Raw genomic sequence first — 14,133 nt, forward strand, 5'->3', positions numbered from 1 at the left:
CGGGCCGCGGTGGGACACCGGCCTGCGCCCGTCCACTCCGGGTGATAGGCTCCGGCGCGCATGGCCAACCAGGACTGGGTGACGCGTCTGCTCACCGGGCGCGCGACGGCGGACAAGCAGCTCAATGTCCACCTCTCCGAGCGCGACGGCGGCAGCCTCCACGACAAGATGCGGCAGGCGTATTGGTGGATCACCAACAACGCCGTCATCTGTCCCTACTACGACCTGGAGTTCGGCGCGGCCGCGTCGCTCAAGACGCCCGCGGGTGACGAGCTCCACCTCCCCGAGGACACCAGCTACAGCTCGTTCGTCCTCATCCCCCTGCTCACCCTCTTCACCTGCCGGCGCGCGCTGCTCGTGGGCGGGCCGGGACGCGGGAAGACGACGTCCGCCCTCCTCATGGCCCTACTGTCCGGCATGGGCCGCGACGAGGTCCACCGCGGCATCCAGCGCGGCCATCCGCAGCTCTCCATCGCGGACCTGCTGGGCGCGCCGCTGCCCTCCGACATGCTCAAGGCGGAGGACTTGTCCGCGGTGAAGGTGAGCTGGCGCAAGTGGATTGGCCAGCGCGTCAAAATCATCGACGAGTACAACCGCATCCCCACCAAGACGCAGTCCGCGCTCCTGTCCCTCATGGCGGAGGGCTACGCGGAGATGATGGACCAGTACGTCTATGCGGGCCGCTCGTCCTGGTTCCTCACCGCCAACGACGACCAGGGCGGCGGCACCTTCCAGGTCATCGAGGCGCTGAAGGACCGCATCGACGTGGTGGTGCGCGCGGTGCCGTTCAACTCGGGGTTCATGGACCAGCTCCTCCAGCGGCTGGAGGCCGACAAGTCCCCCGAGGAGCTGCTGCCCCAGGAAGTCGTCTTCACGCCCGGCGAGCTGGAGCGCGCCTACGCCGCCATCCTGGAAGTGGAGGTGCCCAAGGACGTGCTGGAGCGCATCGCCTTCTTCCTGGGGCAGCTCGACTTCTGCCGCATGGCCTCGCCGCGCTTCGAGTTCAAGCACAAGGACACGCTCAAGCTGGCCGGGCAGACGGTGGCCGCGGTGTGCAACGAGCAGTGCCCGTTGGACAAGAAGGTCCACCTCTGCACGCAGACGGAGAACGGCGTCAGCGTGCGCGCGTACCAGACCATCCTCCACTTCGCGAAGGCCATGGCCTTCTTCCGCGGCCACGCCGCCGTGGAGCTGGAGGACTTCCGGCAGATTGCCCCCTGGGTGCTGCACGAGAAGCTGGTGCCCAACCCGCGCAGCGCCTTCTTCGAGGTGAAGGGCCACCGCATGCTCCTCCAGGACCGCGTGGCCTGGCTGCGGAACATGTTCGACATGGCCATGGGCCACTACGACACGCACGAACCCCTCCGGCGCAAGGTGACGGCGCTGCGCCAGGAGCTGGACAAGGGCCTGTCCGGCGTGGACCTGCGCACCACCGAGAAGCGAATGAACCGGGTGACGGTGCTGATGAAGGAGCTGCTCACCCGGCACGAGCTGTCCGGCCCCGTCTACGAGGACGTCATCCACCTCAAGTCCCTCTACAGCCGCTACCGGAACTACGCGACGTGGCTGAAGGAGAACCCGGGCGGCCGCCCATGAGCACCTTCACCGACGAGCTGGAAGCCAATGCCCGCGCCCGGTTCGTGCGCTGGGACTCCAGCCTGTGGCACGAGCTCACCGGCGGCGCCGCGCAGCGGCTGGGACAATCCCTGCTCGAGGCGGGGACGCCAGCCGCGGAGGGCGAGGAGCTGCTGCGCGCCTACCTCCAGCTAGGCGCGGAGGCCATTGGCCTGGGCTACCTGTATCCCGCGAGCGCCGGCAGGCAGAACTTCTTCACCCTGGCGTGGTCGGACCTGATTCCCCGCTTGCTGGCCGCCGTGCCCACCCAGGCGCGCTCGCAGGTGTTCGCCCAGCTGTGGAACCTGGGGGAGAACCTGGAGTCCGCGCCGCCGTGGGTGCAGCGCATCTTCTGGCGCGTGGGCCAGGGGCTGACGTCGCTCCAGGACATCGAGGCGCGGTTGCGGGAGACGTCCGCCGTGGCCCTGGAGCCGCCCGACGCGCCGCTGGCCGAGCGGGCCCAGGCGCACTGGGTGGACCTGTCGAAAGAGGACAGCCGATTCCTCCCCGGCGCGATGCACTTCCTGTCCCCAACCGTGGTGTGCGTGCATGACCGGCACCGTCAGGCCGTGGCGGGCCGCGACGCGGCCACGCAGGGCATCTGGCTGGCCAAGGCGCCCGTCAGCCTGGGCGCCATGGGCTGCCGCGAGGTGCCGGAGCAGACTCGCGTGGAGAGTCCCCATCTGGACGAAGCGCTGCGGGAGGACCCGCGCGCGGACGCGTGGTTCGCGACCCTGGGCAATGACTGGCGAGTGGCGGCCACGCTGCACACCTCCCAGCACGTGCTGGTGTTCGTCCCGGAATGAGCCCGCCGCCGCGCATCACCCGCGAAGACGTGGCCACGGGCTGGCGCGACGCGCTGGCGCTGTGGGACGTGCGCGTGCAGCTCAGCCCCCCCGAGCCGCACGTGGCCTTCCATCCCGACGAAAGCCACGCCCAGGAGCCGCTCGCGTACATCGACTTGGTGAAGCGCCAGGTCTTCGTCAACTTCAAGCTCCTGGAGGCCATGGAGGCCACTGGCAGCCTCACTGCGGTGCTGGCGCATGAAATCGGTCACCACGCGCGCTTCCCGCACACGCTGGGCTGGGACGCGGAGCTGCGCGTGCAGGAGCAGCGGCTGGTCCCCGGCCTGAAGCAGTCCCTCACCAACCTCTTCTACGACTTGCAGGTGAACGAGGTGGTGGGCCGCACGCACGCGGCGGCGCTGTGCGCGGTGTACCGCGGCTTCCAGCGCGTGCAGGGCGGCGAGGTGTCGCCGCTGTTCTTCTTCTACCTGGCCATCTACGAGGAGCTGTGGGGCCTGCTCCCTGGGGAGCTGGTGCCCGCCGCGCAGCTCGAGGCGATGGAGCAGCGCTACCCCGGCGTTCGCGCCGAGGCGCGCATGTTCGCGCAGACCTTCTACGCGCTGCCCACCGGCAAGCTCCAGTTCCTCTACTTCTGCGCCACCTTCATCCGGTACATCGAGCAGCCTGCGGACCTGGAGTTCAGCCTGCCGCTGGGCGGGGACGTCTCCGTGCCGGACGTGGACGACCTGGACGCCGCCATCCACGGCAGCAGCCGCTGGGACGACGCGCTGGAGGAGGCGGAGGGGCGAGGCTGGCTGGAGCCCTTGAGCACCCGCGCGAAGGAGAAGGACGCGCTGGACACCATCCACCGCGTCACCGAGCACCTGCCCGGCAAGCAGGGCGGGACGCTGCGGCGGGCCCTGGTGGCGAAGCACTACCGGCGGCTGGTGGACCGGCACATCTTGAAGCTCCCCACCGCGCCGTCCCAGCCGGAGCCCTACCTGCGCACCACGCCCCAGGCGTGGGAGTATGGCGACGACCCATCCAGCATCGACTGGACGTTGACGGTGCTGTCCCAGGGCCACCTGGCCGCGGTGTCTCCGCTGCGCCGCGAATTGGAGGCGGACCTGCCGCCCCCGTCCGAGCTGGGCGCGCCGTCCGTGGAAATCTACCTGGACACCAGCGGCTCCATGCCCAACCCGGAGCTGAGCCTCAACGCGATGACGCTGGCGGCCCAGGTGCTGTCCGCCTCCGCGCTGCGGAAGAAGGCCACGGTGCGCGGCATCGTGTACTCGCACGGCAACCCACAGGTGTCGCCGTGGATGTACGACGAGGAGACGGCGCGCGACTTCCTGCTGAGCTACATCGGCGGAGGTACGCGGTTCCCCTTCGACGTGATGGACGCGCTGTCCCGCGAGCGGCCCGACGCGCTGCGCATCATCATCTCCGACAGCGACTTCCTGATGAACGTCACCGCGGAGAAGCCCCTGGCGCCGGTGCTGGAATCCATCCGGCGCTCGCGCCTCGTGGTGGCCATCCTCGCGGTTCCCGACGAGCTCCGCGCACGGCAGGCGCTGGCGCCGCTGCTGCGCGAGCGCCGCTTCCGGCTGGTGGTGGTGCGCTGGCCCTCCGACTTCGCGAAGGCCGCCGCCGACCTCGCCCAGGCATTGCTGGAGAATTGAGTCCCATGGCTTTCGACATCCGCGAGATTCAGACGCAGCTCGAAGCAGCCCCCATCGTGTCGCCGTATTCGCATGACCTGGCGCTGGCCATCATCTGCGACACCTTCCGGCTCGCGAAGGTCCGCCCCCCGTCCCGCGCGGACTGGGGCGCCCTGGAGGACCGGGCCCGCTCCCCGCTGTGGCGGGAGCAGGTGGTGATGCTCGCGCACGTGCTGGTGTCCTCGGCGCTGCGGCAGGAGACGGTGCAGGCGCTGCAGCAGAACGACGACGCGACGACGCTTTTGCAGCGCTTCTTCCAGGACGTGGCCCCGCTGACGGCGGAGATGATTCGCTCCAACACCTTCCGCCGCGAGGAGTTCCTTCGCAAGTGGGTGCGCGTCGTGGGCGGGCAGTGCACGGGCGAGTCGCCGAAGGGCTCCGTCGCGCGAATCGAGCAACTGGACTACCGCAAGGCGGAAGCGGAGATGCGGCGCGCGGAGGAGGCCCGGAAGAAGGAGGCGGACAAACGCCAGCAGGCCCTCCGCGAGGCGGAGCAGCGCGCCACGGAGGCGCGTGGGTGGCGGGAGTGACGGAAGTCTTGTCGGCGCACCTGCGCGTCGCGCCTCGCGCGAACATTCGCCGGGACACCTCCTCGCAGCGCCCCTACATCCCCTGGGCCGAATCCATCGCCGAGGGCCTGGCCCGCTTCGCCTCCCTGGCCGACGAGGACGCGGCGCGCGAGGACCTGGACGCTCGGCTGTCCGGCCTGCGCGACGCGCTGCGGGACTCGCCGTACCACGCCCGGAGGCTCCACGCGGCGGGCCTCCACCCGGGTGACCTCCAGACGCTGGACGACCTGCGCCACCTGCCCTTCCTGGACCGTGAGGCCCTCGCCGCGAACTGGGACGCGGTGCCCACGCTGCCGTCGGACGCCGATGATTGCGTGGTGGTGAAGAGCTCCGGGTCCACCGGCGCGCCGGTGAACGTGGTGAGGGACCGGCGCGACTGCCTGCACATGTGGGCCGTGCTGCGCTTCCTCGTGACGCGCGTGGGAGCGGCGCTGCCTCCGCATCCGAGGGTGGTGCTGCTGGACGCGCTGCCGGGCGGGCTGGAGTATTCGGTGCGCCTGCCCATCCTCCACGACGGCGCGCTGCACCGAATCTCCGTCCTGCGCGAGGACGCGCTCCAGCGCCTGCGCCGCGTGCGTCCCGCCGTGCTCTTCTCCGACCCGGAGGGCCTGCGGTGGCTGGCGGCACAGCGCGACGTGCCCACGCCCCAATTGGTGCTCACCTCCGCGCAGCACCTGCCCGCCGGCCTGCGCGCGGAGCTGGCGAACGCGGTGCCCACGCCTGTCCTCAACTACTATGCAACAACGGAGACGGGCCCCCTGGCCTGGGAGTGCTCGCGGCCCGAGGCGCCGGGCCGCTTCCACGTCCTGGCCCCGGATGTCTGGCTGGAGCCTGGGCTGGACGAGGTGGTGGTGACACGGCTGCGTCCCAGCGTGCTGCCGCTCTTGCGCTACCTCCCGGGCGACGCGGGCAGCGTGCGGCGTGACGCCTGCGCCTGTGGCTTTCACGGGTGGACGCTGGAGCACTTCGGCGGACGCGGGGCCTGCCACTTCGTCACGCCTTCGGGCCGGGAGGTGGACGCCTGGGCGCTGGCCTGGGTGTTCAAGCACCATGCGCTGCGTGGCTTCCGACTGACACAGGCGGGCGTCGCGCACTTCCGGTTGGAGTTGGCGGGCGCGAGCCCTTCGGACGTCGTGCCACTGCGCGAGCGGCTTGCCGGCGCCATGCGGAACCTGGGTTGGACGCAGCCGAGCCTGGACGTGTGTCACGTAGAGGAATCCGCGCTGGCCGTGGGCACCAAGCCACAGCCGTTCCGCCGGCTGCGCTGAGCAGCCTTGCATGGCAGAGCGGCGAGCAAGATGTCATGCATTGAGCTTCGGTGCTTACCTGAGAAGTGCGCGGTTCCTTGCCAGCGGTAGGCAGCCGTCCGGAGCCGGCCCCTGACCATGCACCCTCGTCCGGAACGACATCACCTACGCTGGGCTTCAAGCGCCGGACGTTATGGCGTCGCGCTGCTCGCCTTCGGCGCGGCGTGGCTCATCCAGGCGAGCGTGGCACCGTTCCTCCCCGCCACCCCCTTCCTGTTCTTCTTCGGCGCGGTGATGGTGGCCGGCTGGTGGGGCGGCTGGGGCCCCGCCATGGCGACGACGCTCCTGTCGACGGTGGTGGCGGACTTCTACTTCCTGAAGCCGCTGCTCGACCAGTCGCCTGGCGCGGGAAGGGCTGTCTCGTTGGCGGCCTTCGCGGTGCTCTCGCTGCTGATGACGAAGCTGAATGTCATGCTGCGCAAGGCCAACGCGGAGCGGGCGCGGCTGCTGGAGCGGGAGCGGGCGGCCCGAAGCGAGGCGGAGGCCGGACGGGCACGGCTCCACACGCTCTTCCAGGACGCGCCCGCGGGCATCATCCTCATGCGTGGCCCCCGGCACGTCTATTCCTTCTCCAACACGATGAACGACACGCTGATGGGGACGGACCCACTGGAGGGCAGGGAGGCTCGCGAAGCGGTTCCCTGGGCGGAGGAACGCGGCTTCATCGCCCTGCTGGACGAGGTCTACCGCACCGGCGTCCCTTACGCGGGCAATGCGGTGGCGTTCCCTCGCGAGCTCCCCACTGGGGAGAGACAGGAGACGTATCTCAACATCGTGTATCAGCCCACCCGGAACGAGCAGGGGGAGGTCGACGGCGTCGTCGGCTTCGGGTTCGACGTGACGGACCTGGTCCGGGCCCGACAGCGCGCCGAGGCCCTGACGCACGAACTTCAGCAGGCCGAGGCGCGTGACTGGCTCCTCGCGGAGTCGGGCGCGGTGTTGACGTCGTCGCTCAACGACGAGACGACGCTGCGGAACATGGCGAAGCTGGTGGTGCCCACCTTCGCGGACTGGTGCCTCGTCGACATGGCGGAGCCAGGCGGGACGTTCCGGCGCCTGGAGGCGGCGCACTTCCGGCCCGAGGACGACGAGCTGGCGGAGGATGTCCTCCGCTTCGGAATGCGCCCCAGCGGCAACCCAGGGCATCCCCCCACGGGCGCCTTGCTGAAGGCGGAGACCGTTCACATCGAGCGGTTGACCCGGGAGCGCATTCACGCGCTCACGCACAACGCGGAGCATGCCCGGGTGATGGAGGCGATGGGGCCCGTCTCCCTCATCTCCGTGCCCGTGATTGCGCGCGGACAGGTGTTGGGGGTGCTCAGCTTCATCCACTCCTACTCCGGCCGGCATTACTCGACGTCGGACCTGGCGTTCGCCAGGGAGTTGGCACACCGGGCCGCGCTCTCCCTGGAGAATGCCCGGCTCTATGCGGAGGCTCGGGAGGCCATCCGCCTGCGCGACGAGTTCATGTCCATTGCCAGCCACGAGCTGAAGACGCCGCTCACCCCGCTGAGCCTGAAGCTCCAGGCGCTCGCGCGCGAGCTGGCCCGCAACCCGGGCCCGGTTCCGCGCGACCTGGTGGAGCGCTACGTGGTGGTGGGCGCACGGCAGGTGCAGAAGCTGGCGGAGCTGGTGGGCGACCTGCTCGACGTGTCGCGCATCTCCGCTGGGCGGCTCTCGCTGGAGATGGAGGAGCTGGAGCTGGGGTCGCTCGTCCGGGACGTCGTCACGCGGTATGAGCCCCAAGCGGCGCGAACCGGCTCCTCCTTGCTGCTGGAGGCGGGGGACTTCTACATCGTGGGCCGGTGGGACCGGCTGCGCCTGGAGCAGGTCATCACCAACCTGGTGGACAACGCCGTGAAGTACGGCGACGGCAAGCCCATCCACGTGCGCCTGGCGCCGCATGACGACGGAGCGCGGCTGACGGTGCGGGACGAGGGCATCGGCATCGCGCCCCAGCACCTGCCTCGCCTCTTCGGCCGCTTCGAGCGCGCCGTGTCGGAGCGCAACTACGGCGGCCTGGGCCTGGGTCTGTACATCACCCGCACGCTGGTGGAGGCCATGGGCGGCCGGGTCCACGTGGAGAGCACGCTGGGGAGGGGCTCCACCTTCACCGTGGAGCTGCCCGGCAACCTGGACGCGGAGCAGGCCCTCCCGGCCCCCTTTGACGATTCCGGACTCGAAGGTCATGCGAGGCCGGGAGGCACCAGTTAGAGGGGCGTCACCACGAGGAAGGAGTGAGGGACATGGAGACTCGGAAGCTGGGAAGGCAGGGCCCCACCGTTTCGGCGCTGGGCCTGGGCTGCATGGGGATGTCCGATTTCTACGCGGGCAGGGATGACGCGGAGTCGGAGGCCACGCTGCTCCACGCGCTGGAGCGGGGCATCACGTTCTTCGACACCGCGGACATGTACGGGTCGGGCGCCAATGAAGAACTGGTGGGCCGGGTGCTCAAGCCGCACCGGGCGAACGTCGTGCTGGCGACGAAGTTCGGCATCGTCCGCGACCCGGCGGACCCGCAGAAGCGCGGCATCAACGGGCGGCCGGAGTACGTGAAGCAGGCGTGCGAGGCCAGCCTGCGCAGGCTGGGCGTGGACGTCATCGACCTGTACTACCTGCACCGGCTGGACGCGCAGACGCCCATCGAGGACACGGTGGGCGCCATGGCGGAGCTGGTGCGCGAGGGCAAGGTGCGCTTCCTCGGCCTGTCGGAGGTGGACGCGGACACGCTGCGCCGGGCGGCGAAGGTGCATCCCATCAGCGCGCTCCAGAGCGAGTACTCGCTGTGGAGCCGTGAGCCGGAGGACGGCGTGCTCCAGGCGTGCCGCGAGCTGGGCGTGGGCTTCGTCCCGTACAGCCCGCTGGGACGCGGCTTCCTCACGGGGCAAATCAAGCGCTTCGAGGACCTGGCGCAGGACGACTACCGCCGCTTCTCGCCTCGCTTCCAGGGGGAGAACTTCACGCGCAACCTGGAGCTGGTCGGCCACATCGAGCGGCTGGCACGGGAGAAGGGCTGCACGCCGGCGCAGCTCGCGCTCGCGTGGGTGCTGGCCCAGGGGAAGGACCTGGTGCCCATCCCCGGCACCAAGCGCCGCAAGTATCTGGATGAGAACCTGGGCGCGCTGGAGGTGACGCTCACGGACCAGGACGTGGCCGCCATCAACGCCGTCGCGCCTCCGGGCGTCGCCGCGGGTGGGCGCTATCCGCCGTCCATGCAGTCCTCGCTCCCCAAGGCGTCCCAGCCGCGCGCCCGGTGAGGTGACCCTCAGCTTCGGACGCGAGGGAGCTGGGCGTGCGGCTGCCACGCGCCGTCGCCGCCCAGGCAGTAACGGCAGGTGGCCAGCGGCGTCTCCCGTTCGAGGAAGCCGAGCAGTTGGCCCACCAGGTCCGGCGTGTTCAGCGGCACGCCGTCGACCTCGCCCAGCGCGGGCATCTCCGGGTACGTGCCACCGAGCACCGTCGCCACATGCGGCGGGCGCGTGCAGGCGTAGAAGCGGCCCGCGTGGACCAGGTGACAGCGGACCTTCAGCCAGCAGCGCGCGTGGATGCCGCGCACGGCGTCCTCGGAGTCGTGCGGCGCCTCCGGCGTGAGCTGCTGGAAGGCGTCGATGCGCTTCACCGTGAGGAAGACGCCGTGCTGCTCGCAGCGCTCGGTGATGCGGGCGATGGAGCGCTCCGGCAGCGGCGCGGAGGTGTAGACGGACAGGGTCATCCGGTCCAGGCGCTCGTAGACGGCGTCAGGGGCGCGCTGGGCGAGGAAGCCGTTGGTGGTGACGGACACCTGCGGGGAGATGCCCGAGGCGCGCACGGCGTCCAGAACCGCTGGCAGGTCGGGGTGGAGGAAGGGCTCTCCGCCGGTGAGCTTGAAGACGTTGGGCCGGAGGGCTCGGGCAAGCTGGCGCAAGTCCTTGCCCAGGGCAGCGGGGTCCACGGACCAGGCGGGCAGGTGCGGCGACAGCGGGCAGCACTGCACGCAGCGCAGGTTGCAGTGCGTGGCGACATGCGTCTCCAGGGACCAGGTGAGGATGCGTCCGTCTTGGAGCTCGTAGCGCACGGCGGGACTATACGAGGTTGCCCGCGGCCCCTGGCGCTTGTCACAGTGCCCGCGTGTCTCACGCTTCCGGCGGAATGCTCGCCACCCTGCCCCGCTACCAGTCATCGGCGCGCCAGGCGCCGTCCGTGTGGCGGCTCCATCCCCCGGGCCTGTCACCGGAGGCCGTCGCCGCCTTCCTGCGCCATGCGCTGCCTGCCGACAGCAGCGTGTTCCAGGGCGTGCGCCGGGTTCCGAGCGCCTTGCCGCGCGTGCGGCGGAGCGTGGGGACTCCGGAGACGCGCGAGGATGAGGACCGGCTGGCGGAGCGGCTCGTGGCCGCGCTGGCGGGCTGCGTAGGCAAGCACCTGGCGGCGGGCGCGGTGGACGTGAGCCTGAGCGGCGGCGTGGACAGCGCCGCGTTGTGCGCCCTGGCCGCGCGGCAAGCCCCCGGACGCGTGCGCGCCTGGACCATGGATGTCCACTTCGCGGATGCCACGGAGCGGCGGAATGCCCGGATGGTGGCGAGTACGGCTGGAGTCGAGCTGGTGGACGTGTCCATCCCAGACGCCGTGCTCCCGGAGCTGTTCGAGCCCGCCGTCCTGAGCCAGGAGACGGCCATCCTCAACGCCCGCGCCGTGGCCAGTCATGCCTTCTACGCGGAGGCCCGACGGCAGGGCGCCTCCACGTTGCTGAGCGGCGCGGGCGCGGATGAGGTGCTCATGGGCAACCCGGCGGCGCTCGCGGGTGCGGCGGCCCGTGTGATGGAGGACCGGCGCCTCGCGCATGAGGTGCTGCGCGCAGGGCCTGTGGACAACTTGGGGGTGGATCAGCGGGCCCTCCGCCGCCCCTGGGACGCGGGGCTGGCCTCCCATGACGAGGATCACCCCGAGGAGGTCCGCTACGCGGCCTGGGTGCTGTGGGAGCTGGTGCTGCCTCCCGAGCTCCGGAGCGCGCGCGCACACAGCGTGAACGTGTGCACGCCCTACCTGGACGCGGACTTCACGGACGCGGCGCTGGGGCTCCCCTTGGACGTGCTGGCGCGGCATGGGGCCGGCAAGTGGCTCTTCCGGCAGGCGGTGCGCACGCTGGTGCCGGACGAGGTCCGGTGGGCCCGGAAGACGCCGCGCTATGCGCACACCGCGCTCTCCAGCCCCGTCCGCGCGCGCTGGCTGGAGCTGTACCGGGAATGGCTCACACCGGCCCGGCTGGCGCCGTTGGAGGTCGTCGACCCGGGCGCGACCCGGGCCCTGCTGGAGCGCTCCGCACGTCTGGCCGCCGACGCTCCCGAGGCGAGCGTCCTGGACCGGCTGTTGATGCGGTTGTGCTCCCTCGCCATGCTCCACGCCCACGCCCACGCCCACGCCAGCGGCCATCCCCCATGTCCCGAATCCTGATTGCCACCTCCCCCGAGAAGGGCCACCTCAACCCCATGGCCGGCGTCGCGCAGTGGCTGCGCCGCATGGGCCACCACGTGGGCTGGCTGTGCATCCCCGAGCCCGCGCCACAGCTTGAACGGCTGGGCGTGGAGGTGCTGGCGCTGCCCCACGTCGAGGCGCCCGTGCCCGCCATCGAGACAGGAGGCGAGGCGCTCGCGCGGTTGGTGCTCGATGAAGCGGCGCTGGGGCAGTGGATTCGCGGCCTGTTGATTGACGCCGTGCCCTCGCTGCTGGCGCCGGTGCGAGAGGCCGTCGAGCGCTTTCGTCCGGACGTCATGGCCCTGGACGGCATGCAGTACGCCGCCGTGCTGGCCGCCCATGCGTTGCGAATCCCCTGGGCGGGCGTGTCCTCCGCGCTGTCGCTGCTGGAGCCGCCCATCGACTACGGCCTACGCCGCAACGTGCGCGCGCTGGCCGACGAGCGGCAGGCCCTGTTCGCCCGCCACGGCTTCGAGGCCCGCTTCCGCAACTGTGAGTGCCTGTCACCGGACCTCAACGTCGTCTTCGCCACCGAGGCCTTCCTGGGCTCCGATGCGGGGCTGCCTCCCGCCACCCACCTGGTCGGACCGTCACGGCCTCCCGAGGCGCGCGGTGACGAGGTGGACTTCCCGTGGGAGCGGCTGGGGACCAGGCCCGTGGTGTACGTGTCCTTCGGCAGCCAGATTTCGTGGCAGCCGGGTTTGTTTCAGACGATTGCCGAGGCCGCCGCGCCCCTGGGCGTCACCGTGGTGCTCAGCGCGGGTGAGCTGGCTGATACAGATTTTGTTCACGACCTTCCCGGGGACGTGGTCGCTGTGTCATACACACCGCAGCGACAACTGTTATCGCGAGTCTCCGTGCTCGTGTCTCACGGCGGCGCCAACTCCGTCATGGAGGCGCTGACCGAGGGCGTTCCGATGCTGCTCCTGCCCGTCTGCAACGACCAGCCCATCCAGGCGCACTTCCTGGCGAAGTCGGGCGCGGGGCTCGTGCGGGCGCCGCGCTCGCTCTCCGTGGAGGACTGCCGCGAGGCGCTGCGACAGCTGCTGGAGCCGGGCACGCTGCTGCGACAGCGGGTGGCCGGCATCGCAGCGTCCTATCAGGCGCGCGACGGCGCGAAGGACGCCGCTGAACGCATCCTCCGACTCGTGGCGTGAGTGATTGCATGCGTGACTGGGACGTGTGGCGACTGGTGCTGCCGGGCGTGTCACCGCTGGAGGTGTGGAACCTGCCCGTGATGGGGCGCGAGCTGTGGGAGCTGCTCGGGGCGCCTCGCGTGGACGCGGACCGTCGCGCGGGGGTTCCTGAGTCAGCGCTCGCGGGCCGGCTGGGCCCGGCGCTCGCGGGGGCGTTGTCCACGCTGGTGAAGCGGCACGCGGTGGAGGCCGTGTGGCTCAGCGGCGGCCTGGTGTGCCTGGAGGGCTTCGGCGCCATGCTCTCGCACGTCGCCACCGCGCTCCCCTGCCCTGTGTACGTGGCGGAGCGTCCCCTCTTCGCGCCGGCCCAGGCGGGGCTGCGCCTGCTGGCGCCGCTCGCGCCCGCGCAGCCGGTGGCGCTCGACGTGGGCCAGACGGGCATCAAGTGCGTGAGTCACACCGCGGCACCGCGCATCTTCGAGCGCGATACGGCGCTGCTGCCCCGGTACTTCATCGGCATGGCGCGGCCTCCGGACAGGCGTCATGTGCAGGCGGCGGTGGCGTTCATCGCCAGCGCCCTGCGCGTGTTCTCGGCACAGGCTCCCGATGCCTTGTGCCTCGCGCTGCCGTGTCCGCTGGACGCGTCGCTGGTCCCGGGGGGCTGCACCTACGGCTGGGAGGGCCACGCGTCGCTGGTGACGGACATCCTCCAAGCGGCCATGGGGAGCGAGGGCCACGGCGGTACGGCGCTGGTGCTCAATGACGCGGAGCTGGCCACGGAGGCCGCGCGGAGGGATTCGCGGCTGGCGAACCACTCGCGCGTGTTGTGCCTCACGCTGGGCTTCGGGCCGGGTGGCGCGTTGCTGGAGCGGCGGTAAGCGGGCGCTCGCCCAGGCTCAGTGCAGGTCCAGCTCCTTCTTGGGCGCGATGTCGGGGCGCTGCTTCGTCACCAGCGCCTTCGCGGTGCTGAAGAGCACCTTGAGCTTTCCGCCTGCCGGGTGGACGTACTCGGCGTGCTCAGGCGTGAAGCGCAGCAGGGCGATGTCGCCCTCATCCGGGCCCTGGGGAAACCAGGGCTTCCAGCCGGGCTCCCACAGGTCATGGATGGCCCTCCTGTCGCGGACGATTTCCACCACGCCCGATACGGAGAGATACGTGGCGCTGTCCTCCGTCGCGTGGAAGGCCAGCGAGCAGTGCGGGTCTGACTCCAGGTCCTGCACCTTCTGCGTGTCCGTCCAGGTGGCGAACCAGAGCACGGTACCGGACTTGTGCTTCTTCGCCACCGCCATGGGCCGCGTGTGGAAGTGTCCGTCCGCGCCACGGGTGGTGAGGAGGGCGGTGTCATGGCCCTTCAGCAGCTCCTCGAACTCCCGGCGGTCTCCCTGGATGGCCCCCCGCGGCTGATTCATCGTGCGCTCGCCTGTCTCTTCCATGGGGATGACCTTTCGTTCGCCATCGTGAAGTTCCTGGAGAACGTAGGGACGCGCGGGCCGTGGGGAAGCAGCAGGGCTGGAGTCGCGCTGACCGCTCCCCTGGTGAACTGGTCGCCGCGG

The 14,133-nt window shown here is 70.7% G+C and carries 12 protein-coding genes; 10 read left to right on the forward strand and 2 right to left on the reverse strand.

Annotated elements, in window-relative coordinates; translation table 11 throughout:
• Positions 1-60 precede the first annotated feature (60 nt).
• The 7 genes from HV824_RS17560 to HV824_RS17590 all read left to right on the forward strand — a co-directional run bounded on the left by HV824_RS17560 (position 61) and on the right by HV824_RS17590 (position 9,253).
• Positions 61-1,596, forward strand: coding sequence for an AAA family ATPase (locus tag HV824_RS17560; RefSeq protein WP_176419999.1), 1,536 nt, complete (start codon positions 61-63; stop codon positions 1,594-1,596).
• Positions 1,593-2,420: a hypothetical protein gene (locus HV824_RS17565; protein ID WP_176420000.1), complete on the forward strand. Its 828-nt coding sequence runs from the start codon at positions 1,593-1,595 to the stop codon at positions 2,418-2,420. The genes HV824_RS17560 and HV824_RS17565 overlap by 4 nt, the downstream gene beginning before the upstream one ends.
• The gene (locus HV824_RS17570; RefSeq protein ID WP_176423814.1) at positions 2,417-4,081 is read left to right on the forward strand and encodes a VWA domain-containing protein; all 1,665 of its coding nucleotides are present in this window, start codon (positions 2,417-2,419) and stop codon (positions 4,079-4,081) included. The genes HV824_RS17565 and HV824_RS17570 overlap by 4 nt, the downstream gene beginning before the upstream one ends.
• A 5-nt stretch (positions 4,082-4,086) precedes the next feature.
• Positions 4,087-4,650 (forward strand): hypothetical protein, encoded by a 564-nt coding sequence (locus HV824_RS17575; protein WP_176420002.1) that lies wholly within the window; start codon positions 4,087-4,089, stop codon positions 4,648-4,650.
• A complete protein-coding gene (locus HV824_RS17580; protein ID WP_176423815.1) occupies positions 4,638-5,957 on the forward strand; it encodes an AMP-binding protein in 1,320 nt (439 codons plus the stop codon). Before HV824_RS17575 ends, HV824_RS17580 begins: the two co-directional genes overlap by 13 nt.
• A 117-nt stretch (positions 5,958-6,074) precedes the next feature.
• Entirely contained in the window at positions 6,075-8,210 is a 2,136-nt protein-coding gene (locus HV824_RS17585) for an ATP-binding protein (protein ID WP_176423816.1), read from the forward strand.
• 32 nt (positions 8,211-8,242) lie between these two features.
• Positions 8,243-9,253, forward strand: coding sequence for an aldo/keto reductase (locus tag HV824_RS17590; RefSeq protein WP_176420005.1), 1,011 nt, complete (start codon positions 8,243-8,245; stop codon positions 9,251-9,253).
• Positions 9,254-9,261: 8 nt separating this feature from the next.
• Here the strand turns inward: HV824_RS17590 and HV824_RS17595 are convergent, their stop codons facing one another.
• Positions 9,262-10,050, reverse strand: coding sequence for a radical SAM protein (locus HV824_RS17595; RefSeq protein WP_176423817.1), 789 nt, complete (start codon positions 10,048-10,050; stop codon positions 9,262-9,264).
• Between the two features lie 74 nt (positions 10,051-10,124).
• Here HV824_RS17595 and HV824_RS17600 point away from each other — a divergent pair, with 74 nt between their 5' ends.
• The 3 genes from HV824_RS17600 to HV824_RS17610 are packed head-to-tail and all read left to right on the forward strand — an operon-like array spanning position 10,125 to position 13,458.
• Positions 10,125-11,423 (forward strand): asparagine synthase C-terminal domain-containing protein, encoded by a 1,299-nt coding sequence (locus HV824_RS17600; RefSeq protein WP_217917492.1) that lies wholly within the window; start codon positions 10,125-10,127, stop codon positions 11,421-11,423.
• On the forward strand, positions 11,408-12,601 hold the full coding sequence (locus tag HV824_RS17605) for a glycosyltransferase (protein WP_176420008.1): 1,194 nt from the start codon (positions 11,408-11,410) through the stop codon (positions 12,599-12,601). The genes HV824_RS17600 and HV824_RS17605 overlap by 16 nt, the downstream gene beginning before the upstream one ends.
• Positions 12,602-12,609: 8 nt before the next feature.
• Complete coding sequence (locus HV824_RS17610; protein WP_217917493.1) at positions 12,610-13,458, forward strand: ROK family protein; 849 nt, start codon at positions 12,610-12,612, stop codon at positions 13,456-13,458.
• Positions 13,459-13,476: 18 nt separating this feature from the next.
• Here HV824_RS17610 and HV824_RS17615 read toward each other — a convergent pair whose 3' ends face one another.
• Positions 13,477-14,013, reverse strand: a complete 537-nt coding sequence (locus tag HV824_RS17615) for a pyridoxamine 5'-phosphate oxidase family protein (RefSeq protein ID WP_176420010.1) — start codon at positions 14,011-14,013, stop codon at positions 13,477-13,479.
• Positions 14,014-14,133 lie beyond the last annotated feature (120 nt).

The sequence above is a fragment of the Myxococcus sp. AM009 genome, from assembly GCF_013372605.1.
Lineage (GTDB): Bacteria > Myxococcota > Myxococcia > Myxococcales > Myxococcaceae > Myxococcus > Myxococcus vastator.